Here is a 22,487-nt window from a genome sequence, read left to right as displayed (position 1 = left end):
GTATGGCTGCACGGCCGGGCCGGCGCGCTCGCCAGTGCGGCGCGGGGCGGCGGCCCGATCACGGCGCTCGACGTCGCCGAGGGGCTGCCGCGGGCGGTGGCCGAAGCGCTCGCGATCGCCTGACGGTCGCGGCTGCGGCATCCGTCTCCGCGAATACCGCCGCCTAGGATGGGGAGGGTGTCGAGGCGGGCGGTGCTCTGGGTCGCGTTCGCCCTTGTGCATATCGCCGTCGCGGTGCTCGGGTTCGTCCTGCGCAACGAGCCGATGGGCGACGTATACCGGGTGTACGAGCCGTGGTCGCTGCAGGCGCTGGGCGGCCGAGGGATCGTCGGGATCACCGAGGCCTGGGTCTACCCTCAGCTCGCCCTCGTGCCGATGGTGCTCGCCCACGGCTTCGCCTGGATCGCCGGCTACGAAGTCGGCTGGGCGATCCTCATCACCCTGTGCGACGCGCTGGCGTTCGCGATGCTCGTCGGGCGGGCACGTTCCACCGGTCGCTGGGTCGGGGCGTGGTTCTGGCTCGCCTTCATCGCGATGCTCGGACCGATAGGGATGTATCGGCTCGACGGCATCACCGTGCCGCTCACCCTCGCCGGAAGTCTCTGGCTGGTCGGCCGCCCGTGGATCGGCTCGGCCCTGCTCGCCGCGGCCACCTGGATCAAGGTCTGGCCCGCCGCCATCATCCTCGCCGCCGTCATCGCGGTGCGCCGCCGGCTGGCCGTGGTCGCGAGCGCTGCGCTCGTCTCGGCGGCGATCATTCTCGTCGTGGTCGTCGCGGGCGGCGGCGCCCACGTCTTCGGCTTCGTCATGGATCAGACCGGGCGCGGGCTGCAGCTGGAGGCGCCGGTGAGCACCTTCTACCTCTGGCGAGCGGTCGCCCACATCCCTGGGTCGTTCATCTACTACGACGACAAGCTGCTGACCTTCCAGGTGACGGGCCCGCAGGTGAACCCGCTCATCGCGGTGATGACGCCGCTGCTCGCCGTCGCCGTCCTCGCGGTCGCGGGGCTGGGCGCGTACAAGGCGTGGCGCGGGGCCAGCTTCGCCGCGCTGTTCCCGCCGCTCGGGCTGGGGCTCGTGCTCGCGTTCATCCTGTTCAACAAGGTCGGCTCGCCGCAGTACATGACATGGCTGGCCGCACCGCTCGTGGTCGCGCTGGTCATCGATCGGCATCGCTGGTGGAGGCCGGCGACGCTCGGACTCGTGATCGCGATCCTCACCTTTGCGGTCTATCCGCTGGCCTACTGGGGACTGCTGCTCGCCGAGCCGTTCCCGGCGGCGCTGCTGACCACCCGCAACGCCCTGCTCGCGGTTCTCTTCGTGTGGGTCGTCGTCCGGCTCGCGCGCGTCCGCATCCATCCGCACGTGCACGCCCGCCGCACCGGCGCGGCGGTGCGCTGACCCTCCAGGAGGACTCCATGCTCGTCGCCTTCTCGGTCGCCCCCAGCGGCACCGGCCGCTCGGACGGCTCGGTCCATGATGCGGTCGCCGCCGCCGTGCGCGTCGTCCGCGACAGCGGCCTGCCATCGCGCACCACCTCGATGTTCACCGAGATCGAGGGGGAGTGGGACGAGGTGATGGATGTCGTCAAGCGGGCGACCGAGGCCGTGGCCCCGTTCGGCTCGCGCGTCTCGCTCGTCCTCAAGGCCGACATCCGTCCAGGCTGGACGGGCGAGCTCGACGCGAAGATCGACCGCCTCGAAACGGCCCTCGCGTCCGCCGGTGCTGACGGCGATGGTCCGGCCGACGACGACGAGTAGCGGCATCCCTCCCTCCGCGCAGGGGGTTCGGGGGATCCCTCGAATCGATTCGACAGGATGCCTCGTCCCGGGCTAGCATGACCGGATGACCTCCTCGACTCTCTCGAGGGGGGCGGCGATGGGGGCGCTCCTCTCGCTCGCCGTCGGCAGCTTCGGCATCGGCATGACCGAATTCGTGGTCATGGGCCTGCTGCCGGACATCGCGCAGGATCTGCTGCCGATCCAGTGGGCGACCGACCCCGAGTCGGCGATCGCGCAGACCGGGTGGCTCATCTCGCTGTATGCGCTCGGCGTGGTCATCGGAGCACCAACGATCGCCGCCGTGGTGGCGAAGTACCCGCGGCACCGCGTGATGGTCGGGCTCGCGGTCGCGCTCACGCTCTTCAACGCGCTCACCTTCGTGCTGCCGACGTTCGAACTGGTCGCCGCGTCCCGGTTCCTCGCGGGCCTCCCGCACGGCGCGTACTTCGGCATCGGCGCCCTCGTCGCGGCCGATGTGCTGGGGCCGGGCAAACGGGCGAAGGGTGTAGCCTTCGTGCTCACCGGCCTGACCGTGGCCAACGTCGTGGGCGTGCCGCTCGGCACCTACCTCGGCCAGCAGACCGGCTGGCGCACGGCCTTCATGATCGTCGCAGGCATCTTCGCGGCCGCCACCGTGTGCATCGCGATCTTCGTCCCCGCGCACGCCGGCGATCCGGTGCGCACCATTCGCGAGGAGCTCAAGGTCTTCCGCGTCGGGCAGGTCTGGCTCACCCTCGGCATCGGCGCGATCGGGTTCGGCGGCTTCTTCGCGGTCTACAGCTATGTCGCACCGATGATCACCGAAGTGTCGGGATCTGCGGCATGGGTGGTGCCGATGATCCTCGTGCTGATGGGCATCGGCATGACCATCGGCAACCTGGCCGGCGGCTACCTCGCCGACCTGGACCTCCGCCGCACGATGATCGGGGGGCTCATCGCGCTCGCGATCGTGCTCGCCCTGCTCGCCGTGACGGCGCAGTGGATCTGGGCGATCGGATTCTTCGTCTTCCTGACCGGGCTGGTCTCGTCGGTGCTGAGCCCCAGCATCCAGACGCGGCTGATGGATGTCGCGGGCGACAACCAGTCGATCGCCGCGGCCCTCAACCACTCGGCGCTGAACATGGGCAACAGCCTCGGCGCCTTCCTCGGCGGCATGGTCATCGCGATCGGGTGGGGCTACGTCGCCCCCGCCTGGATCGGGGTCGCCCTCGCACTCGCCGGGCTCGGCATCGCGGTGCTCAGCTTCTCGTTCGACCGGCGCCCGGCGCTCGCCCTCGCCTGAGCCGGATCGGGCTTGCTGCGCGACCGGGCGCCTTCACCCCGTGCGTAGGCTGGGGCGATGTCGGAGATCCCCTCGTCTGCAGACCGCGCCGTGCGCGCCCTCGCCGACGCGGTCGGCGACTCGCGACCCCGCCTCCCCGGTGACGGCACCGACCCCGGCATTCCGGTCGCCGCGACCGTCGTGATCGTGCGGGACGGCCCGGCCGGCCCCGAGGTGCTCATGATCGAGCGCCCCGACCGCGGCTCGTTCGCCGGCGCGTGGGTGTTCCCCGGCGGCAAGCTGGATCCCGCGGATGCGGGCGATGAGGACGAAACCGAGGAGCAGGTCGCCCGCCGCGCGGGCGTCCGCGAGACCTGGGAGGAGACCGGCCTCACCCTCGACGAGGGCGGCCTGGTGACCCTCTCCTGCTGGGACCCGCCGCCGGGACTGCCCCTGCGGATCCGCACCTGGTTCTTCGCCGCGCCCGCGCCCGTGGGGGAGCTCGCCCTCTCGGCCGACGAAGCCGTTGCCGCCGACTGGGTGCGGCCCGGCGAGCTCCTGGAGCGGCACGCCCGCGGCGAGGTGACGCTGTACCCGCCCACCTGGATCACCCTCCACGGTCTCAGCACGCAGCCGGATGCCGCCGCGCTGCTCGGCGCGATCCGCCTCGCCGGCGTCCACCGCTTCGAGACCGTGGCGCGGCGCGTGCCGACCGGTCCGATGCTGCTCTGGCAGGAAGACGCGGAATACGACACGGATGCCGCGGCCGAGGCATCCGAGATTCCCGGCGTCGAATCATCCGCTCGCCATCGGCTGGAGGTCGGCGCACTGCCTTGGATCTACACCCGCACGAGCTGAGCTGGCGCAGCGGATGTCGGGGAGTGGCGCGGATGCGGTGCGCGGGGAGACGGGCGGTCAGCCCGCGCGTGCGGCGAGGAGCCGGCGGAGGTGTATGCCGACCGCGAGGGTCTCGATGAGGAACCCGTCGTGGCCGAAGTCGCTCGCGAGCACGACGGCGCGGTCGCCGTCGAGGGCCCGAGGGATGCTGCGCGCGATGCGGTGCTGCCCGTCGATGGGGAACAGGCGGTCGCTGTCGATGCCGAGCACGAGCGCCGTCGCCGTCACCCGGGCGAGGGCATCCTCGACTCCGCCGCGATCCCGGCCGACGTCGTGCGAGTTCATCGCCTCGACGAGGGTGAGGTAGGTGTTCGCGTCGAAGCGGCGGGTGAAGCGGTTGCCGTGGAAGTCGAGGTACGACGCGACGGCGAAGCGGCCGCCGTGTCCGAGCGGGCTCACGCCGGACTGCCAGGAGCGCTGGAACCGCTGATTGAGCTCGGTCGGGCTGCGGTAGTTCAGCAGCGCCATGCGCCGCGCGAGCGCGAGGCCGCGGTGCGGGCCGTCGCCGTCGCCGGAGTCGTAGTACTCGCCGCCCTGGAAGCGCGGATCGATCTGGATCGCTTCGAGCTGCACGGAATTGAGGGCGATCTGGTCGGCCGTGTTCACCGGCGGCGCCGAGAGCACGCCCACCCGCGCAACCCGGTCGGGCAGTCCGACGGCCCACTCCAGGGCGTGCATGCCGCCCATCGAGCCGCCGAGCACCGCGGCCCACACATCGATGCCGAGCGCGTCCGCGAGGCGCACCTGTGCGGCGACCTGATCGCGGATCGTCAGATAGGGGAAGCGCGACGCCCACTCGTAGCCGTCGGGCGCGATGCTGGCCGCACCGGTCGAGCCCTGGCATCCGCCCAGCATGTTGGGAGCAACGACGAACCACTGATCGGTGTCGATGGGCGCGCCCGGTCCGACGATGTCATCCCACCAGCCGGCGGTCGGATGCCCCGGCCCGGCCGGTCCGCGCACGTGGCTGTCGCCCGTGAGGGCGTGCAGGACCAGCACCGCGTTGTCGCGGGCGGCATTGAGCTCGCCCCAGGTCTCGTACGCGAGCCGGTAGGCGGGCAGCTCCCGGCCGCCTTCGGTGCGGAATGGGCCGAAGGCCGCGAACTGGCGGTCGCCGACCGGGTCGCCGTCCCGCCATGCGCCGGTGGCGGGCGGGCGGCCCAGGAGCAGGCGCGCGTCGGCCTCCGTCACCGGTGCCGACGGCACGGTGTCTTCGGAGGTCTGCCAGTCCATTGGCCCATTCTCGCCGGTCGGACTGAGCGGTAGCCCACTGTTACGTCTGCGAGGGGTTCCACCGCACCACCGTAAGAGCCGGTGCCGCTGTCCGCGCACCGGTCTAGCATGCGTGGCATGGACGTCATCGACTATCTCCTCCAGGGCGACCCTGCCATCCGCTGGCAGGTGCTGCGCGATCTTACGGATGCCGCACCCGACGAGGTCGCGGCCGAGCGGGCGCGGGTCGCCACCGAGGGGTGGGGCGCCCGGATGCTCGCCGAGCAGGCCGACGACGGCCGCTGGGACGGCGGCACCTACCGGCCAGGCTGGGCAGATGAGGAGCGGCCCTTCTTCGACGCGTGGACGGCCACGCACTTCTCGCTGCAGTCGCTGTGGGAGTACGGCCTGGCCCCCGACAGTCCGCAGGCTCAGCGCGCGATCGGGCTCGTGCGCGACAACGTCCGCTGGGAGTACAACGACGCGCCGTACTTCGACGGCGAGGCCGAGCCGTGCATCAACGGCATCGCCCTTGCGATCGGCGCCTACTTCGGGCAGCCGGTCGATCGGATCGTCGGGACCATCCTGGCCGGCCGGCTCAACGACGGCGGGTGGAACTGCTGGACGGACCAGTCGACAGTCTCGTCCTTCCACTCCACCATCTGCGTGCTCGAGGGCCTCCGCGAGTGGGAGGCGGCGACCGGTGGAACGGATGCCTCGCACGCCGCGCGCGCGACCGCCGAGGAGTACCTGCTCGAGCGCGGGCTCTACCGCCGCCGATCGACGGGCGAGATCGCCGACCCGCGGATGACGATGCTGTCGTATCCGACGCGCTGGTTCCACGACATCCTCCGTGGCCTCGACTACTTCCGCGCAGCGGAACGCCGCGATGAGCGGCTCGCCGACGCGATCGGCCTGCTGCGGTCGAAGGCCGACGCCAACGGCATGTTCGCCTATGAGAACGCGCACGGGGGACCGGTGCTGTTCGAGCTGGAGGCCGAGGGCGAAGGGTTCCCCAGTCGCTGGGTCACCCTTCGTGCGCTTCGCCTGCTGCGGTGGTGGGACTCCGCGGGCTGACCAACGCCGGATGCCCCGGCTCAGCGTCTCGATGACGCTGGGCCGGGGCATCCGTTCCCTTGCAGGGGAGTTACGCGCGCGCAGCCTCGCTGACGCGACGGGCGGCCGCGAGCGCCTGCTCGAGGTCGGCCTTGAGGTCTTCGATGTTCTCGAGGCCGACCGAGAGGCGCACGAGACCGGGGGTCACACCGGTCGTGAGCTGCTGCTCGGGGGTCAGCTGCGAGTGGGTCGTCGACGCGGGGTGGATGACGAGCGAGCGCACGTCGCCGATGTTCGCCAGGTGGCTGAACAGCGTCAGGCTGTTGACGAACTCGCGACCAGCCTCGACCCCGCCCTTGAGCTCGAACGACACGACGGCGCCGACGCCCTTCGGGGCGTACTTGTTCGCGGCCGCGTACCAAGGCGAGCTGGGCAGGCCCGAGTAGTTCACCGAGGCGATGTCGTCGTGGTTCTCAAGCCACTCGGCGATCTCCTGGGTGTTCTGCACGTGGCGCTCGATGCGCAGCGACAGGGTCTCGAGGCCCTGGATGAGCAGCCACGCGCTGTGCGGCGCGATGGCGGCGCCGAAGTCGCGCAGCAGTTGGACGCGGGCCTTGATGATGTAGGCCAGTCCGTCGCCGACAGCGGCCGTGTAGCTCGCGCCGTGGTACGAGGGGTCGGGCACCGTGAGGCCGGGGAACTTGTCGACGTTCTCGGACCACTTGAACGTGCCGCCGTCGACGATGATGCCGCCGATGACCGTGCCGTGACCGCCGAGGAACTTCGTCGCCGAGTGGACGACGATGTCGGCGCCGTGCTCGAACGGCTTGATGAGGTACGGGGTGGCGATCGTGTTGTCGACGATGAGCGGGATGCCGGCGGCGTGCGCGACGTCGGCGACGCTGCGGATGTCGAGGACGTTGATCTTCGGGTTGCCGATGGTCTCGGCGAAGAAGAGCTTCGTGTTCGGTCGCACCGCGCGGCGCCACTCGTCGGGGTCGTCCTGGTTCTCGACGAACGTCGTCTCGATGCCCAGCTTCGCGAGGGTGTACTTGAAGAGGTTGTAGGTGCCGCCGTAGATGGAGCTCGACGAGACGATGTGGTCACCGGCCTGGGCGATGTTGAGCACCGCGAAGGTCTCAGCGGCCTGGCCGGACGCGACCAGGAGTGCGCCGGTGCCGCCCTCGAGCGCGGCGAGCCGCTGCTCGACGACATCCTGGGTCGGGTTCTGGATGCGGGTGTAGATGTTGCCGAACTCCGCCAGCGCGAAGAGGTTCGCGGCGTGGTCGGTGTTGTCGAAGACGTAGGACGTCGTCTGGTAGATCGGCGTCGCGCGAGCCTTGGTCACCGGATCGGGCTGTGCGCCCGAGTGGATCTGCTTGGTCTCGAAACGCCAGTTCTCGGGTGCGGACATGAAGGCTCCTGCAGTAGTCGGGGGTGCCGCGCAGATCGCGGCCAGTTCGAGGGTACGGAGGTCGGGCGCGCTCGACAACGAGAGGGAAATGCGACGTAACCTCGGGTTCCCTGCGCCGGCCGTGGGAACGGCACCGAACCAGGGCGAGCCGAGTGGCGCCGCGGCGGTACCGTGGAGCACATGGCTGATCGACGCGCAGTGGTGACCGGGGCGAGCTCAGGAATCGGAGAGGCGACCGCGAGGGCGCTGCGGGCGAGCGGCTGGGACGTCGTCGCCGTCGCACGGCGGGCCGACCGGCTCGAGGCTCTCCAGGCAGAGACGGGTGTCGTCGCGTTCGCCGCCGATCTGACCAGCAGCGCGGACGTCGATGCGCTCGCCGCGTGGCTCGACGAGTCCGGGCCCGTTCACGCGCTCGTGCAGGTAGCCGGCGGCGCCCGTGGCGCTGACCGGGTCGAAGACGGCGACCCCGAGGACTGGCGGTGGATGTTCGAGGTCAACGTCCTCGCCGCACAGCGGCTGGTCGCCGCCCTCCTGCCCCGGCTGCGGGCCGCGGCGTCCGACGGCCACGCCGACATCCTCTTCGTCACCTCGAYCGCGGCACAGACTGCCTACCCGGGCGGGGCGGGGTACAACGCGGCCAAGGCCGGCGAGGCCATGCTGGCGCACGCCCTGCGGCTCGAGCTCAACGGCGAGCCCATCCGGGTCGTCGAGGTCGCCCCGGGGATGGTCTTCACCGAGGAGTTCACCCTCAACCGGCTCGGCGGCGACCAGAACGCGGTCGACAAGGTCTACGAGGATGTCGAAGCGCCGCTCACCGCCGGGGATGTCGCCGATGTGATCGCGTACGCGCTCAACGCCCCCGGACACGTCAACCTCGACCTCATCACGATGCGGCCGGTCGCGCAGTCGGCCCAGCACCTGCTCGCACGCGGACCGCTGCACCCGCGCGGCATGTAATCCGCCATGCCCATGTCACTGCCCGAGCTCGCCGAGGCGGGGATGGTGGATGCCGGCTGGGCGGACGCGCTCGCCCCGGTCGCGCCGGACCTCGCAGCCCTCGGCGATCGCCTGCGCGCCGAGGTGGCCGAGGGCCGGGGCTACCTGCCGGCCGGCGACGTCGTGCTGCGCGCCTTCCAGCGCCCCCTCGCCGACGTCAAGGTGCTGATCGTCGGCCAGGATCCGTATCCGACGCCGGGGCATCCGATCGGGCTGTCGTTCGCCGTCGACCGACACGTGCGTCCGCTCCCGCGGAGCCTCTCGAACATCTACCAGGAGCTCGACGCCGATCTCGGCATCCCTCGTGCCTCGCACGGCGACCTCTCGGCGTGGAGCGATCAGGGCGTCATGCTGCTCAACCGGGTGCTCACTGTGGCGCCCGGGCTGCCGGCATCCCATCGCGGCTGGGGGTGGGAGAAGGTCACCGAGCATGCGATCCGCACCCTCGTCGTGCGCGGCGGCCCGCTCGTGGCGATTCTGTGGGGGAGGGATGCCGCGAACCTGCGTCCGATGCTGGGCTCGGTGCCGATCATCGAGTCGGCGCACCCGTCGCCGCTGTCCGCGAGCCGCGGCTTCTTCGGCTCTCGCCCGTTCTCACGGGCAGGCGAGCTGCTCGCAGCGCAGGGCGCCGAAGCCGTCGACTGGCGGCTCCCGGACTGACCCCGCGTAGGCTTGTCGGCATGCTGGAGGAGGAGTACGAGAAGACGAAACGGCTGCTGCCGTGGCACCTGCGCAAGGCCCCGGAGCCTGAGCGCCCGTTCTCGTTCACCATCCGCCCGGTGCAGGACCGCGACATCCCGGACATCCGCGAGATCTACAACTACTACGTGACGAACTCGGTGGTCACGTTCGACGAGAAGCGCTGGACGCTCGCGCAGTGGCGCGACAAGGTCGAGCACCTGGCGAAGCTCAAGATGCCGTTCCTCGTCGCCGAGTCGCCGACCGGCCAGATCCTCGGGTACGCCCTGGTGCAGCCGATGTCGTCGAAGACGGCCTATCGCTATTCGGTGGAGAACTCGATCTACCTCGGCCAGGCGGCGACCGGAAAAGGCCTGGGCCGCGCCCTGCTCGAGGCGCTGATGACCGCGTGCCAAGAGGTGGGCATCCGCGAGATGGTCGCTGTCATCAGCGACAAGGGGGCCGAGGCATCCGTCGCCCTGCACGAGCGGCTGGGCTTCGTCGAGGTCGGCCGCATGGGCAAGGTCGGCTTCAAGTTCGGTCGCTGGCTCGGCACGATCTACCTGCAGAAGCACCTCAAGCCCGTCAAGAAGCGCGGTTTCTTCGGGCGCTGACGTCACTCCGTCCGCTCAGCGGGCCCTTCCGGCTCTGCGGGCGAAGGCGCGGGCGAGGGTGTGGGTCGTGGCGCGGGGCGGACCGGCGCGCCGCGGGTGCGCACGGCCTCGACCAGGATCGCCCAGGGCCCGTCGATCTGATCGTCGGAGAGTTCGGCGTCGTGCCGATCCGGCCCGAGCAGCGCGACGATCGACCACGCGAAGCGGTCGGCGCCTGATTCGCGCGATGCCGCGCGCGACCAGGGGCACTCCTCGATCAGCGCGACCCATTCGGATGCCTCGTCGCCGCGCGAGTCGACCTGCCACTGGCGCCGCAGCCCCGCGATGCCGCCCGTCCGTGTGACGACGACGGTGACGTGGACGGGATCGCCCATGCTGTCGCTGTCCATCGTCAGTCCTCGCTCGCGCCGGGTCGGGTGGCGGTCGCTCATCGTGACGATACCAAGCCGTTCCGCGCGGGGACAGGCGTCGCGCGGGCGGCGCCCAGGGAGTCCGTCACCCGGCCGGGGTGACCCCGACGGTCTTCCAGCCCGAGCGCACGGCGGACACCTCGGCGGAGGTGGCGCCGAACTCCGCCCCGGCGGCGCGGATCGTGGCTGCGGCGAAGGCTGCGAAGTTGGCGGTGCGCGACAGTGAGCCGGACGTGAGCGTGCGGTACCAGACCAGTCCGGCCCGCTCCCAGGCGCGACCGCCCAGCTCAACGGCGGCGAGGGCGAAGGCGCGGTTCGGGATGCCGGAGTTGATGTGCACACCCCCGTTGTCGCCGCCCGTCACGACATAGCCGCTCATGTTCGCCGGCTGCGGGTCGCGGCCGAGCACGTCGTCGTCGTAGGCCGTGCCCGGCTCGATCATCGAGCGCAGGGCCCGGCCCTGCACGGCATCCGTGAAGATCCCGGCGCCGACCAGCCAGCTGGCCTCATCGGCGGTCTGTCCGAGCTGATGCTGCTCGGTGAGGCAGCCGAAGACGTCGGAGAGGGATTCGTTGAGGGCACCGGACTGGCCCTGGTAGACGAGGCCGCCCTCGTGCTCGGTGACTCCATGGGTGAGCTCATGCGCGATCACCGTGAGCGACTTCGTGAAGCCGGTGAAGACCTCGTCGTCGCCGTCGCCGAACACCATCCGCTCGCCGTTCCAGAAGGCGTTGTCGTAGTCCTTGCCGTAGTGCACCGTCGCCAGCAGCGCGCCGCCGGCGCCGTCGATCCCATTGCGCTGGTAGGCGTCCCAGTAGAAGTCGAAGGTCGCGCCCAGCCCGTCGAAGGCCTCATCGACCGAGGCGTCGCCGCTCGCCGGGTCGTCTTCGCCGCGTACCCGCACACCCGGGAGGGTCTCGCGGTTCTTCGCGTCGAAGATCGTCCGGTCGGGGGCAGGCACCGCTTCGGCCACGAGCGCGCCGGACTCGTCGATCGACAGCTCCAGGTTGCTGCGCCCCGGATGGTAGGGGCGCGGGGCTGCGAGCGTGGCACGCGCCGCCGCGGCCGCGTGCTGGAATTCCGGCTCGCGGACGGCAGCGATCCGGGCCAGGAGGTACGGAGGGACGAACGCGTGCATCATGGTCCGAGGCTAATGCCGCACCGCGACATCGGGCCGGAGGCGTGTCGCCTCAGCCGGCGGCGCCGCCATCGATGGCCGGGATCGACGCGAGCAGTCGTCTCGTGTACGCGACCTGCGGCTCGAGCAGCACCTTCTCGGTCGGACCCTCTTCGACGATGCGTCCGTCCTTCATGACGATCACCTGATCGCACAGGTTCTGCACCACGCCGATGTCGTGCGAGACGAGCAGGAGCGTCAGCCCATCCCGCGCGCGCAGCTCGGCGAGCAGCTCGAGGATCTGCGCCCGCACGGTGACGTCCAGCGCCGACAGCGGCTCGTCGCCCACGAGCAGCCGCGGCCGATGCGCGATCGCCCGAGCGATCGCGATGCGCTGGCGCTGGCCCCCGGAGAACTCGTGCGGGAACCGGTTCGCCATCTCTGGCTCCAGACCCACCTCGACGAGCACCTCGCGCACCCGCGCCCGCCGGTCGCCCTCGATCCCCAGTGCCCACAGCGGCTCGCCGACGATCCTTCCGACGCTCATGCGGGGGTCGAGCGACGCGTACGGGTCCTGGAACACCATCCCGGTGTCGCGGCGCAGCCAGTGCAGGTCGCGGGCCGCGGCCGCGGCATCCACCCGCCGTCCGTCGAATTCGACGGTGCCCGCGGTCGGGGTGTCCAGGGCGAGGAGCAGTCGCACCAGCGTCGACTTGCCGGATCCCGACTCGCCGATGATGCCCACGGCCGAGCCGGCCTCGATGTCGATGTCGGCATCCTGGAGGGCGGTGAGCGAGCGGCGGCGCTCGAACATGGTGGTCTTCGGCACCGGGTAGCTGCGGGTGAGTCCGCGACCGCGGAGGAGCGGAGTGGCACTCATGCGACACCCCCCGGGCGCCACAGGGTGGCGGTCGCATCGCGCAGCAGCTCCCGGGTCACCGGCGACTCCGGAGCGGTCAGCAGGGTCGCGACGGGAGCCTCCTCGACGACGCGGCCGTCGGCAAGCACGACGCCGTGCGTCGCGATCCGCGCGAGCACCGCGAGGTCGTGCGTGATGAAGACGAGCGACATGCCGTCCTCGTCGACCAGGGAGCGAAGCAGGTCGAGGATCTCGGACTGGATGGTCACGTCGAGCGCCGTCGTGGGCTCGTCGGCGATCAGGAGGCGCGGGCGGCAGGCGAGCGCCATCGCGATCGCGACCCGCTGCCGCTGCCCGCCGGAGAGCTGGTGGGGATAGCTCGCGACGATGCGCTCGGGGTCGGGGAGGGCGACGCGCGCGGCCTCGGCGACGGCGCGCTGCCTGGCCTGCGCGCGGCTGACCCGCTCGTGGATCCGCACCGATTCGGCGATCTGCCGGCCGACCGTGCGGATGGGATTGAGTGCGGTCTGCGGTTCCTGGAAGATGATGCCGATCTCGTCGCCGCGCAGCTGAGCGAGCTCGCGATCGGGCATTCCGAGCAGCTCGCGCCCGTTCCAGCGGATGGACCCGTCGGCCGTCGCGCCGTCGGGGAGCAGGCCGAGCACCGCGAGGGCCGTCAGCGACTTGCCCGAGCCGGATTCGCCGATGAGGCCCACCCGTGCGCCGTCGGGCACCGAGAACGAGACGCCGTCCACGACGCGGCGGCCATCGATCTCGACGATGAGGTTGTCCACCTCGAGGGTCACGAGACCACCTCCGGCAGGTGCCGGATCGCCGTACGTGGGCGATGCAGTGGGTCCCGGCCGTGCGACAGGGTCGGGTCGGTCGCCTCGCGGAGCGCATCGCCCAGCAGGTTCAGCGCCAGCACCGTCACGGTGATCGCGACTCCCGGAGGCACGACCGAGAGCGGGTAGATCGCGATGTACTGCTGCAGCTCGGCCAGGAGGAGTCCCCACGAGGGTTCGGTGACGGGGGCGCCGAAGCCGAGGTAGGACAGGCCCGCCTCGGCGAGGACCGCGACGGCCATGGCCCAGGAGAGCTGCACGATGAACACCGGCGCGACGTTCGGGAGCAGGTGCCGCAGGAGGTTCTGGGACGGGGTCAGGCCCGACGCACGGCCGGCCAGCACGAAGTCGCTGTGCAGCACGCGGCGCAGCTCGGGGCGCGTGACGCGCGCGATGTTGACGCCGAAGCCGATCCCGACCGACCAGATGACGACGAGGAGGGAGCCGCCCCACACCGCGGAGATCATCATCGCGATGATGAGCACCGGAAAGGCGATGAGGATGTCCACGAACACGGCGACCGACTCGCGCACCCAGCGGGCGGTGAGGGCCCCGAGCGCGGCGAGCGAGATGCCCACGACTGTCGCGATGATCCCCGCCCCGACGGCGACGATGATCGTCGTGCGAGAACCCGCGATGATCAGGCTCAGGATGTCGCGGCCCGTCCCGTCGGTTCCGAGCGCGTGCGGCCACCCGGGCCCCTGCCAGCGGTTGCGGATGTCGACCGACTTGGGGTCGAAGGGCGTCCAGAACAGCGAGACGATCGCGGTCAGGATGATGACCGCGATCACGATGAGCCCGAAGCGACCCGTCGAGATCGCCCACAGTCGGCGCAGCCAGCTCCTGCGCCGCCGAACTGAGCCGCCCGCGGGCGGCGGGGCCGCGGCATCCGCTCGTCCGCTCATTGCGCCACCTCCCGTTGCCGCGGATCGATCACGCGGTGCAGCAGGTCGACGAAGAACCCCACGAAGAGCACGAAGCCGGTGAGGACGAGCAGCTCGCCCTGCACTTTGGGAAGGTCGCGTGAGCCGACGTCGGCGACGAGCATCCGCCCGATCCCGGGCAGCGAGAACAGCTGTTCGATCACGACGGCCCCCACGATGATGCCCGCGACCTGAAGCCCGAGCACGGTGATGACCGACAGTCCGACGCCGGGCAGGCCGTGGCGGACGAGAGCCGCATTCCGCGTGAGGCCCTTCGCAGCCGCGGTGCGCACATAGTCCTGACCGACCGCCTGGAGCGTCGCGCTGCGGACGAACCGCATCAGCATCGCACCTTCGACGATTCCGATCGTGATCGCTGGCAGCAGCAGAGAGCGCAGCGCGAGCCACGGGGTCGACCAGCCGGTGCGCGGAAATCCCTGGGCCGGGAGCCAGCCGAGCCACACGGCGAACACGACGACGAGCATCATGCCCGCCCACACGACCGGCACGGCGGCGAGGGTCTGCGACGTGACGCTGATGCCCGTTCCGACGGCGTGCCGGCGCCGCATCGCCGACACGACCCCGAGCGGGACCGCGAACACGACGGCGATCGTCAGCGCGAGGATGCCCAGGGGCACCGTGACCCGCGCCTTGTCCGCGATCTCGGACGCCACGGGCGAGCCGGTGATGAGCGACGTGCCGAGGTCACCCCGCAGCACACCGCCGATCCAGTCCAGGTACTGCGCGATCAGGGGGCGGTTGAGGCCCATCTCCTCGCGGATCGCCGCGACCTGCCCCGGGGTGCCCTCGGTGCCGGCGATCAGCTGGGCGACATCCCCGGGCAGCACGCGCAGCGTGAGGAAGATCAGGACGCTGGCGACGAGCAGCCCCACCAGCAGCAGGGCCAGTCGTGTCAGCGCATAGCGGATCACCCGTTCGACGAGGCCACGTCAGTGAGGTCGAGTCGCACGTTGACCGAGTCCTTCGGGAAGCCGGTGATGCCGGTTCCGACCGCGGTGATGGTGACCCCGTTGTAGAGCCAATCGGCGGCCATGTCCTCGGACACGATGCGAGCGGCCTCCTTGAGCAGACTGTCCGACTTGTCCTCGTCGGTGCTGGTCATCGCCTGCTTGTACAGAGTCTGCACCTCGGGATTGTCGTACTGGAAGTAGTAGTCGGGGTTCGCGAAGTTGTCGAAGTCACGCGCCTCGACGTGGAGCACGAAGCTCAGCTCGTAGTCGTGGTTGGTGTAGACGTCATCGAGCCAGGTCGAGAACTCCACTGGTTCGACCTTGAGCGTCACTCCGATGTCGTTGAAGGCCGAGACCAGGAACGTCGCGGTGGTCGTGGGATAGAACGACGGGATCGTCAGCGTCAGTTCGAGATCCTCCTGGCCGGCCTCCTTCAGCAGCGCCTTCGCCTTCTCCGGGTCGTAGCTGATGACATCCGAGAGGTCCTCGTAGCCGGGGTCGAGCTCGGGGATCGGGCCGTAGAGCGTCGTGGCCCCGCCGACGGCCTCGATGAGCGCCTCATGGTCGATCGCGAGACGAAGCGCCTCACGCACGCGGATGTCGTCGAGCGGCGCACGCGTGTTGTTGAATGCGAGCGTGCCCTTGTCGGTGGTGCGGCCCTCGGTGAGCGTGAAGCCGCTCTCCTCGTCGAGCTGCGACGCCAGGTTCGGCTCGACGGCGGTGAGCACATCGAGCGTGCCGTCGAGCGCCGCGTTGACGCCGGCCGTGAAGTCGGGGATGTACTGGAGCACGATCTCCTTGGCGGCGGCCTTGTCTCCCCAGTAGTCGTCGTTGCGCTCCAGGACGACGCTGTCGCCCTGGTTCCACTCACTCAGCAGGAACGGACCGGTGCCGTTCTCCGCGGTCTTCAGATCGGTGGTGTCGCCCGTCTTGAAGACCAGGCCGGCGCGACCGGTGAGGGCGAACAGGAAGTTGATGTTCGGCTCGGTGAGCGTGATGACGATGGTCGAGGCATCCGGGCTCGCGATCGACGTGACCCCGGCGAAGTCGGCGTGCCCCTGCAGCGTCTCGTCATCCTTGACCTGCGTGTACGACGTCACCACGTCGTTCGCGGTCAGCGCGGTGCCGTCGTGGAACGTGACGCCCTCATTGAGCGTGAAGGTGTAGGTCAGCCCGTCGTCGGAGACGCTCCACTCCGATGCGAGCGCGGACACGATCGCGTTGTCGTTCGCAGAGTCCCGCGTGACGAGTCCCTGGTAGATGTTGTCGATCAGGAGCTGTTCGAGGGCCGCACCGCTCGTGTGGCGGATATCGAGGTTCTCCGGCTCGAGCACGAGGCCTACCGTCACCGTGGCGTTCGGATCGGGCTCGCCGGTTGCGCTGGGGCTGGCACTCGGGCTGCCGCTGCAGGCGGTGAGCATGAGCGCGCCGGCGGCGAGCAGGGCCGAGGCGGCGAGGGCGGTACGGCGGAGCATGGGGGTCCTTTCGGAGGGGCACACGATGGAGGAGGTCCGGCGGGCGGCGGACGCGATCCGGTGCGTCAGCCAGCCTAGGGAAGGCGGACCGTGGGTGACGCCTGCGCTACGCAGAACGAAACACAAGTGTTAACCCTTCCCGGCGAGGTCTCCGAGCAGTTTCCCCAGTTCGGCGGGGATCTCCTCCTGGACGTTGTGACCGGACGCCACGTCGATGACGGATGCCGCGGGCACCCGCTCCTGGAACTGCTCGGCATCCGCCACCGTCACATAGCCGCGCGTGCCGCGCAGCAGCGTCGTCGGCGCCTGGACGCCGGCGAGGTCGGTCCACCCGCTCTGGGAAAGCACCGATCGGAGGGCATCCTGCTGCGCAGCGGCGGCGGCGGCCAGTTCGGGCGCCGCGGCCATCGCGTTCGCGAGCCGGGCGAAGTGGTGCTTCCACTCGACGCGGCCGTCTTCGCGGACACGGGAGTTGTGGAAGACCCCTCGCTCGGCGGCGGTGCGCGATCCGCCGAGTCCGAACGCAAGCGCCCGATCGACGAGTTCGTCGCGCGATGCCCAATCCGTGGGGCCGGAGAAGAACGCGCCGAGTTCGGCGGGACCGCCGTTCGGGTCGATGCCCGGGGTGATGTCGACGATGACGAGCTCTCGTACGAGATCGGGACGGGATGCCGCGACCGCCGCAGCGGTGAGGCCGCCCAGGGACTGACCGACGAGCAGCTGCGGGCGGTCGGTCCACGCCTCGATGCCGGCGATGACGTCCGGGGCGAGCGTCCCGCCGGTGTACGCGAGGTCGTCGCGCCACGACGAGTCGCCGTGCCCGGGCAGGTCGATCGCCAGCGCGGGCACCCCGGCGGCGAGGATCGTCGTGTCCCAGGTGTGGGCGTTGAGCCCGGCGCCGTGCAGCAGCGTCACGGTCGGAGCGGCGGACTCCACGCCCGCCGGCGCGTACCGCAGGGCGCTCAGGGTCCGCCCGTCGGGGAGGGTGAGGAAGAGGCGCTCGCCCCGGAGGAGGGGGCCGGGGATCCCGGCGTCGGCGGCCTGCGCGGGCAGGAAGGAGAACTCGTCGGTGGCGTCACTCACCCGGCTATTCTGCCTCGTCGGCGCGAGCCCCCCGCGCCGGGCCCCTGGATAGGCTGGCGGGATGAGCGAAGAACGACGCGTGCACCTCTCCCGCTCCGCCCCGGAGGCCTACCAGACGCTCGACGTCTTCTCGAAGTCCGTGGGCGCCATCGCGGCCGAGGCCGGCATCGACGCGAGGCTGAAGGAACTCGTGCAGATCCACGCGTCGCAGCTCAACGGCTGCGCCTTCTGCGTGCGGGTTCATGTCGACCGTGCGGTGAAGATCGGCCTGGACGCCGACGTCATCGCCCAGTTGCCCACGTGGCAGGAATCGGGCGTATTCACCGAGCGCGAGCGGGCGGCGCTCGAGCTGACCGAGGCGTTCACGTTCATCCACGACGGCGGGGTCGCCGACGAGGTCTACGACCACGTCGGCGGGGTGCTCACCGAGCAGGAGTACGTGGCCCTGAGCTGGATCCTGGTCTCGATCAACGCCTTCAACCGGATCGCGATCGCGGGCCGGTATCCGGTGCCGCCTCGGCGGGCGCCCGAGGCATGATCGCCGATCCGCTCGTTCCGGGCGCGGTCAACCTGCGTGACGTCGGCGGCCTGCCGGCGGGACCCCGGAGCACGCGCTTCGGTGTGCTGTTCCGCTCGGGGAATCTGGCCCGGCTCGAAGATTCGGGCACCGCGGCCCTCAGAGACCTCGGTGTGCGGCGGATCATCGACCTGCGCGCCGATGACGAAGTCGCGCATGCGCCCAGCCGGATCGACGGGCTGGCGATCCAGGTGCAGCGCGTGCCGCTGTTCCTCGGCTCGGTGGGGTCATTCTTCGCGGACGATCTGACCCTCGACGAGATGTACGCGCGGATCCTCGAGGAATCCGCGCCGGCGGTGGTCTCCGTCATCCGAGGAATCCTGGTCGACCAGCCGGTGCTGGTGCACTGCACCGTGGGCAAGGACCGTACCGGAGTGACGGTGGGGCTCGCGCTCGCCGCCGCTGGAGTGGACCCGGGCGCCGKCGTCGCCGACTACGCCCGCACCGAGTCGCTGCTGCCCGAACAGCGCAACCGCGACGTGCTCACCCGGCTGCGCACCCTGCACCCGGGGGCGCGGAACCTCGAGGATCTCGCCTGCCGGTCGCCTGCGCCGGTGATGGAGCGGATGCTGGCCGACCTCATCGCGAGCTACGGCTCGGCTGCCGACTACCTGCGCGCGCACGGAGTGACGGACGACGAGATCGTCGAACTGCGCCGCGTGCTCATCGCGTGATCGTCGGTCCGTTTGAGGGAGGACGCACAGGTTCACAAAGGTTAGGCAACCCTACCTTCGCGCTATAGTGGTGACGACATGTCCCACACCACCGAGCACAATGCATCCGCATGCCGCGCCTCGCGGCACACGCGGGTGCAGCATCTGATCACGGCAGACGAGTCGTCGCTCGCCGACCTCGAGGCGCTGCTGGCGACCCTGCCGATCTGCTCGACCGGTCGCGTGTTCATCGAGATTCCGGATGCCTCCTGGCACGGGGTCGTCCAGGCTCCGGCGCGCATGGTCGTCACCTGGCTCGACCGCTCGGTGCGCAGCGGCGACCCGGGCACGGGCCGCGCGTGCGCACCCGGTCAGGCGCTGGCACGTGCCGTGACGGCGTGGGCCGACGAGATGCTCTGCGCCCCGGACGACGAGACGCGCATCCATCTGCTGGGCGGATACCTCGGCACCGCCGACATCGTCGACCACCTCACGACGCGCAACGGCGTCGCGGCCTCCTCGATCCACGCCCCTGAGCAGTACGGACTCGCGACCGCGCGCTGAGCGACCTGCTCTTCCCCCACCCCCACGCCGCCCCTTGTATTCGGGCCCGAGTGGGAGTTCGATGTGTGCCGACGGGCAATGGTGCTCGTCTTGCGATGAACAGGGGGAAGAAAATGCGGAAGAACATTCTGCTGGGGATGGCCGTGGGGGCCGTTCTCGTACTCGGCTCGGGGGGCGGCGCGTTCGCGGGCGAGATCAACGGCAACGGAGACCCCACCGGGGGTCCTGCGCACGCGAAGTCGGCCTGCGTCTACTCCGGGCTCCAGGACGGCTCAGAGCCCGGCACCACCGCGGGGCCCGGCAACGTCCAGAACTGGGGTCACCAGAAGAACGCCACCGGCTTCATCACCGCGAAGAGCGTGCGGGGTGCCGCGGAGGTCTTGGTGACCGTCCACAATCCCGATGGCACCACCTTCACATTCACGTGGGGGTGCAATCCTCACGTCGGCGGCGAGTGATAGTGACAGACGTTCGGATCTGACACGGCGGCGTGGTTGAAGTCCGCTTCGACCACGCCGCCTCGCGCGCTCAGTCGACGCTCAACCCGCGCGGGATGTAGTTGCCGTTCTCGAGTCCGGCTTCGATCTCGAAGCGGTTGCGCAGCGGATTGCGCCCGGCCAGCAGATAGAGCACGGGCATGAGGAAGCCGTAGTGCTCCCATTGACGCTTGTGCACGGCTTCGTGGCGCAGCAGCCGGTCGGTGACCGGGTCGTCGCCGGTGAGGAAGCACCCGCCCGTGCACGTCCCGCCGCGCGGGAACGCCCAGCCCGGCATGCCGCGGAAGATCCACAGCCCCGCGCGCTTCTCGACCCGCCCGGTGCTCCAGATGGACCCCCAGATCCACCCGACGGTCGTGCCGTAGAGGTACCCGGCGTGACTGAGAGGGGAGTCCAGGAGAAAGCTCGGAATGATGCGGTCGATGCGTCGGCCGCGCGCGAGGGCGCGGTCGGCTTCGGCCCGCCAGCCCGGCGGGGGCATACGGATGGGACTCATGCGAGCGCCCCGATGATCCGCAGGATGGCTCCCAGGTCGTCATCCGCGGCGCTTGCAGATGCCGGCGAGTAGCCGGCCAGCGAGGCGCCCACGAGGGGGAGGTCGGCGCGCAGTCGGGCGATGGCGGCGGTGAGCTCGGCGAGGGCGAAGCCGAAGGGCTCCGGGTGCGCGTTGCCGGCGAGCTCGGCCGGATCCAGCGCGTCGACGTCGACGTGGATGTAGATGCTGTCCGCGCCGGTCGCCCGCACGGCCGCAGCCAGAGCATCGGGATCCCGGAGGTCTTCGACCGACACCGTCGTGATCCCCATCGCCTGCACGGCCTCGTCTTCGGCGTCGTCGAACGAGCGCGCTCCCACCACCACGACTCGACCGGGTGCCACCGCCCCGGCCTCTAGTGAAAGCCCCGGGTCGCCGTCACCCAGGACGGCCCGCAGCACCATGCCCGAGAAGGCTCCGGACGGCGACGACTCCGGCGTGTTGAGGTCGGGATGCGCGTCGATCCACACCACCGCGAGCTCGGGGGAGCGCCGCACCGCCCACGCGATCGGTGCCAGCGCGATCCCGCAGTCGCCACCCACGGTTAGGACCGCCTCGTCATGCCCGGAGAGCGCGGCCTCGACGAGCGTGTAGGTGTGCTGCAGGGCGCTGAGGCGATGGATGCCGGTGCCCAGCGACTCGCCGGCCTCCATCGGCACCTCGAGGATCGTGGTCGCCGACCGCGGCAGGTCGCCGGCGATGGCCTGCGCTCCGTCGATGAGCTGCATCGCCCGCGATGAGGGACTGCCCTGCCATTGCGGAACCACGAGATAACGGGTCATTCCCTCATCTTCCTCCCGCGACCGAGCGGTCGCATACGCACGCACGGATAAGTGGTCGGGCGCCGCACCCGGGGGAGCGGCGCCCGATCAGCGAAGGCATCCTCCGCTACGGCGTGTACGGGACGCTAGGCGCGTCGATCGCCGCCTGCGCGGGCGTCGCCCCCGACTTGAGGGCGGCGAGGCGCGCTTCGACCTCGGTGAGCTCACCCATGTCGTCGAGCGAGTTGAACTGCGCATCGAGGCTCGACGCCGCCAGCTCCTGCTTGCCCTGGGCGAGCGCCTCCTGGCGCCGGATCTTGTCTTCGAAGCGCCCGAGCTCGCTGGTGGGGTCCAGGACGTCGATCGACTTGACGGCGTCGTGGACCTTGATCTGCGCTTCCGCTGTCTTCGCACGGGCCAGCAGCTCGGACCGCTTCGACTTCAGCTGGTCGAGCTTGACCTTCATGCCGTTCAGGCCGCTCTTGAGCTGATCGACGACCTGGGTCTGCGAGGCGATCGTCGGCTCCGCGGTCTTCGCCTGCTTCTCGGCCTCGATCTGCCGCTGAATGGCGATCTTGGCGAGGTTGTCGAACTTGTCGGCGTCCGCAGTACTCCCGGACCCGCGCAGCTGGTCGGCCTTGCGGCTCGCCGCGATCGCCTTGCTGCCCCAGTCGGAGGCGGACTGCATGTCCTCCTGGTGGTCGCGTTCGAGCAGTCGCAGGTTGCCGATGGTCTCGGCGATCGCCGACTCCGCCTCGGCGATGCTGTTCGTGTAGTCGCGCACGAGCTGGTCGAGCAGCTTCTGGGGATCCTCGGCGGAATCCAGGAGCGCGTTGATGTTCGCGCGGACGAGGGTCGAGATGCGACCCAGGATGGACTGTTTGGCCATCGGTTCTTCCTTCCTATCGGAGTCGTGGTGAAGCGGGATGGTGAAGTGGTGGAGCGGGGGGATGCGCGATCGGGGTGGTCAGAACCGACCACCCCCTCGGCGGGACCGGGTGCCGCCGCCGCCGAAGCTGCCCGGGTTGAAACCGGGGTTGAAGGTCGCGCCGGAGCGCGAGCCCCCGCCGAATCCGCCGCCGGGGAACCCGCCGCCGGACGAGCCGCCGCCGAGGACGGAGTTCAGGACGATGCCTCCGAGGATGGCGCCGAGCATCCCGCCGCCGGACGACCCACCCTGGCCCCCGCCCGGGCCGAATCCGGCGGTGCCGCCCCCGAACGAGCCCACATCGTCCTGTGCGAGCCGGATGGCCTCGGCGGAGAGCTGGTCGGCGCGCTGCGCGTACTGCAGCGCGCGCGCCGGATCCGTGG

General features: G+C 70.5%; 25 protein-coding genes and 1 pseudogene. 12 read left to right on the top strand and 14 right to left on the bottom strand.

All coding sequences use genetic code 11. The features are described from left to right. Positions 1–177 precede the first annotated feature (177 nt). The 4 genes from AC1DVT_RS07090 to AC1DVT_RS07075 all read left to right on the top strand — a co-directional run bounded on the left by AC1DVT_RS07090 (position 178) and on the right by AC1DVT_RS07075 (position 3,900). A complete protein-coding gene (locus AC1DVT_RS07090) occupies positions 178–1,401 on the top strand; it encodes a hypothetical protein (RefSeq protein ID WP_477387698.1) in 1,224 nt (407 codons plus the stop codon). Between the two features lie 17 nt (positions 1,402–1,418). Beyond that, positions 1,419–1,760, top strand: coding sequence for a thiamine-binding protein (locus AC1DVT_RS07085; protein ID WP_457101353.1), 342 nt, complete (start codon positions 1,419–1,421; stop codon positions 1,758–1,760). Positions 1,761–1,845: 85 nt separating this feature from the next. After that, complete coding sequence (locus tag AC1DVT_RS07080; protein ID WP_477387696.1) at positions 1,846–3,063, top strand: MFS transporter; 1,218 nt, start codon at positions 1,846–1,848, stop codon at positions 3,061–3,063. A 57-nt stretch (positions 3,064–3,120) separates the two neighbouring features. Next, positions 3,121–3,900 (top strand): NUDIX hydrolase, encoded by a 780-nt coding sequence (locus AC1DVT_RS07075; RefSeq protein ID WP_477387694.1) that lies wholly within the window; start codon positions 3,121–3,123, stop codon positions 3,898–3,900. Positions 3,901–3,957: 57 nt separating this feature from the next. Here AC1DVT_RS07075 and metX read toward each other — a convergent pair whose 3' ends face one another. After that, positions 3,958–5,172, bottom strand: a complete 1,215-nt coding sequence (metX, locus tag AC1DVT_RS07070) for a homoserine O-acetyltransferase MetX (protein ID WP_477387692.1) — start codon at positions 5,170–5,172, stop codon at positions 3,958–3,960. A 117-nt stretch (positions 5,173–5,289) separates the two neighbouring features. Between metX and AC1DVT_RS07065 the strand changes: the two genes are divergently transcribed. Further along, entirely contained in the window at positions 5,290–6,228 is a 939-nt protein-coding gene (locus AC1DVT_RS07065) for a hypothetical protein (RefSeq protein ID WP_477387690.1), read from the top strand. Positions 6,229–6,298: 70 nt separating this feature from the next. Here AC1DVT_RS07065 and AC1DVT_RS07060 read toward each other — a convergent pair whose 3' ends face one another. Then, positions 6,299–7,621: a bifunctional o-acetylhomoserine/o-acetylserine sulfhydrylase gene (locus AC1DVT_RS07060; RefSeq protein WP_457101358.1), complete on the bottom strand. Its 1,323-nt coding sequence runs from the start codon at positions 7,619–7,621 to the stop codon at positions 6,299–6,301. A 180-nt stretch (positions 7,622–7,801) separates the two neighbouring features. On the opposite strand from AC1DVT_RS07060, the gene AC1DVT_RS07055 reads away from it, so the two are divergent. From AC1DVT_RS07055 to AC1DVT_RS07045, 3 genes are read left to right on the top strand one after another with little or no spacing between them, the layout of a single operon-like run. Then, positions 7,802–8,578 carry an SDR family oxidoreductase gene (locus tag AC1DVT_RS07055; protein WP_477387688.1) on the top strand — a complete coding sequence of 259 codons (777 nt, stop codon included), beginning with the start codon at positions 7,802–7,804 and terminating at the stop codon, positions 8,576–8,578. Positions 8,579–8,584: 6 nt separating this feature from the next. Then, complete coding sequence (locus tag AC1DVT_RS07050; RefSeq protein WP_477387686.1) at positions 8,585–9,277, top strand: uracil-DNA glycosylase; 693 nt, start codon at positions 8,585–8,587, stop codon at positions 9,275–9,277. Positions 9,278–9,297: 20 nt separating this feature from the next. Further along, positions 9,298–9,909 carry an N-acetyltransferase family protein gene (locus tag AC1DVT_RS07045; protein WP_477387684.1) on the top strand — a complete coding sequence of 204 codons (612 nt, stop codon included), beginning with the start codon at positions 9,298–9,300 and terminating at the stop codon, positions 9,907–9,909. 2 nt (positions 9,910–9,911) lie between these two features. On the opposite strand, the gene AC1DVT_RS07040 is transcribed toward AC1DVT_RS07045, so the two are convergent. The 8 genes from AC1DVT_RS07040 to AC1DVT_RS07005 all read right to left on the bottom strand — a co-directional run bounded on the left by AC1DVT_RS07040 (position 9,912) and on the right by AC1DVT_RS07005 (position 17,592). Beyond that, positions 9,912–10,298, bottom strand: a complete 387-nt coding sequence (locus tag AC1DVT_RS07040; RefSeq protein ID WP_477387682.1) for a protealysin inhibitor emfourin — start codon at positions 10,296–10,298, stop codon at positions 9,912–9,914. Positions 10,299–10,404: 106 nt separating this feature from the next. Beyond that, entirely contained in the window at positions 10,405–11,460 is a 1,056-nt protein-coding gene (locus AC1DVT_RS07035; protein ID WP_477387680.1) for a M4 family metallopeptidase, read from the bottom strand. Positions 11,461–11,509: 49 nt separating this feature from the next. Continuing rightward, positions 11,510–12,316: an ATP-binding cassette domain-containing protein gene (locus tag AC1DVT_RS07030; RefSeq protein WP_477387678.1), complete on the bottom strand. Its 807-nt coding sequence runs from the start codon at positions 12,314–12,316 to the stop codon at positions 11,510–11,512. Then, positions 12,313–13,101, bottom strand: coding sequence for an ATP-binding cassette domain-containing protein (locus tag AC1DVT_RS07025; protein WP_477387676.1), 789 nt, complete (start codon positions 13,099–13,101; stop codon positions 12,313–12,315). The genes AC1DVT_RS07030 and AC1DVT_RS07025 overlap by 4 nt, the downstream gene beginning before the upstream one ends. Further along, positions 13,098–14,045, bottom strand: a complete 948-nt coding sequence (locus AC1DVT_RS07020; protein WP_477387674.1) for an ABC transporter permease — start codon at positions 14,043–14,045, stop codon at positions 13,098–13,100. Before AC1DVT_RS07020 ends, AC1DVT_RS07025 begins: the two co-directional genes overlap by 4 nt. Further along, a complete protein-coding gene (locus AC1DVT_RS07015; RefSeq protein WP_457101367.1) occupies positions 14,042–14,995 on the bottom strand; it encodes an ABC transporter permease in 954 nt (317 codons plus the stop codon). Before AC1DVT_RS07015 ends, AC1DVT_RS07020 begins: the two co-directional genes overlap by 4 nt. After that, positions 14,992–16,509 carry an ABC transporter substrate-binding protein gene (locus tag AC1DVT_RS07010; RefSeq protein WP_477387672.1) on the bottom strand — a complete coding sequence of 506 codons (1,518 nt, stop codon included), beginning with the start codon at positions 16,507–16,509 and terminating at the stop codon, positions 14,992–14,994. The genes AC1DVT_RS07015 and AC1DVT_RS07010 overlap by 4 nt, the downstream gene beginning before the upstream one ends. Positions 16,510–16,638: 129 nt before the next feature. Next, on the bottom strand, positions 16,639–17,592 hold the full coding sequence (locus AC1DVT_RS07005) for an alpha/beta fold hydrolase (protein ID WP_477387670.1): 954 nt from the start codon (positions 17,590–17,592) through the stop codon (positions 16,639–16,641). 61 nt (positions 17,593–17,653) lie between these two features. On the opposite strand from AC1DVT_RS07005, the gene AC1DVT_RS07000 reads away from it, so the two are divergent. The 4 genes from AC1DVT_RS07000 to AC1DVT_RS06985 all read left to right on the top strand — a co-directional run bounded on the left by AC1DVT_RS07000 (position 17,654) and on the right by AC1DVT_RS06985 (position 19,844). Further along, positions 17,654–18,130 (top strand): carboxymuconolactone decarboxylase family protein, encoded by a 477-nt coding sequence (locus AC1DVT_RS07000; RefSeq protein ID WP_477387668.1) that lies wholly within the window; start codon positions 17,654–17,656, stop codon positions 18,128–18,130. Continuing rightward, positions 18,127–18,843 carry a tyrosine-protein phosphatase gene (locus tag AC1DVT_RS06995; RefSeq protein ID WP_477387666.1) on the top strand — a complete coding sequence of 239 codons (717 nt, stop codon included), beginning with the start codon at positions 18,127–18,129 and terminating at the stop codon, positions 18,841–18,843. The genes AC1DVT_RS07000 and AC1DVT_RS06995 overlap by 4 nt, the downstream gene beginning before the upstream one ends. A gap of 78 nt (positions 18,844–18,921) precedes the next feature. Then, the gene (locus AC1DVT_RS06990) at positions 18,922–19,386 is read left to right on the top strand and encodes an SIP domain-containing protein (RefSeq protein ID WP_457101372.1); all 465 of its coding nucleotides are present in this window, start codon (positions 18,922–18,924) and stop codon (positions 19,384–19,386) included. 113 nt (positions 19,387–19,499) lie between these two features. Continuing rightward, positions 19,500–19,844, top strand: coding sequence for a hypothetical protein (locus AC1DVT_RS06985; protein WP_477387664.1), 345 nt, complete (start codon positions 19,500–19,502; stop codon positions 19,842–19,844). A gap of 70 nt (positions 19,845–19,914) precedes the next feature. On the opposite strand, the gene AC1DVT_RS06980 is transcribed toward AC1DVT_RS06985, so the two are convergent. The 4 genes and pseudogenes from AC1DVT_RS06980 to AC1DVT_RS06965 all read right to left on the bottom strand — a co-directional run. Further along, entirely contained in the window at positions 19,915–20,379 is a 465-nt protein-coding gene (locus AC1DVT_RS06980; RefSeq protein ID WP_477387662.1) for a Fe-S oxidoreductase, read from the bottom strand. Further along, positions 20,376–21,197, bottom strand: a complete 822-nt coding sequence (locus AC1DVT_RS06975; protein WP_477387660.1) for an arginase family protein — start codon at positions 21,195–21,197, stop codon at positions 20,376–20,378. The genes AC1DVT_RS06980 and AC1DVT_RS06975 overlap by 4 nt, the downstream gene beginning before the upstream one ends. A 106-nt stretch (positions 21,198–21,303) precedes the next feature. Continuing rightward, positions 21,304–22,065 (bottom strand): PspA/IM30 family protein, encoded by a 762-nt coding sequence (locus tag AC1DVT_RS06970; protein ID WP_457101376.1) that lies wholly within the window; start codon positions 22,063–22,065, stop codon positions 21,304–21,306. Between the two features lie 78 nt (positions 22,066–22,143). Further along, a pseudogene (locus AC1DVT_RS06965) lies at positions 22,144–22,487 on the bottom strand (TPM domain-containing protein); the annotation flags it as partial.

It is taken from the genome of Microbacterium sp. P2_F9 (genome assembly GCF_056403635.1).
This window is presented reverse-complemented; position numbering and strand designations above follow the sequence as displayed.